Origin of the sequence: Streptomyces sp. Act143, from assembly GCF_003143935.1 — a bacterium.
Taxonomy (GTDB): domain Bacteria; phylum Actinomycetota; class Actinomycetes; order Streptomycetales; family Streptomycetaceae; genus Streptomyces.
In genome coordinates this window covers 4,057,730-4,057,958 of the sequence record NZ_QFRX01000001.1, presented here as the reverse complement: position 1 = coordinate 4,057,958, position 229 = coordinate 4,057,730, and the positions used below count along the sequence as shown (strand labels likewise).

Here is a 229-nt window from a genome sequence, read left to right as displayed (position 1 = left end):
GACGTGTGCGGCTTCCGACAACCAGTTGTGGAGTGTGCCGTCGTCGCGTCCGACGGGTGTGATCAGCGGTTACGGCGGTAAGTGCGCCGAGGTGGCCGGGTCGTTGTCGGCGAACGGTACGGCGATCCAGCTCAACACCTGTGGGACGGGCAGCGGTCAGGCCTGGACGGCTGTTTCGGACGGCACGTTGCGGGCGCTGGGCAAGTGCATGACGGTGGCGGGCGGCGCG

At 68.6% G+C, this 229-nt stretch carries 1 protein-coding gene (only partly in view); it reads left to right on the top strand.

Annotated elements, in window-relative coordinates:
• Nucleotides 1-229 carry part of the coding region annotated (locus DI272_RS18010) for an RICIN domain-containing protein (RefSeq protein ID WP_146238438.1) on the top strand (this coding region is incomplete at its 5' end). 273 nt of the annotated region lie beyond the right edge of the window, so 229 of the 502 annotated nt are shown.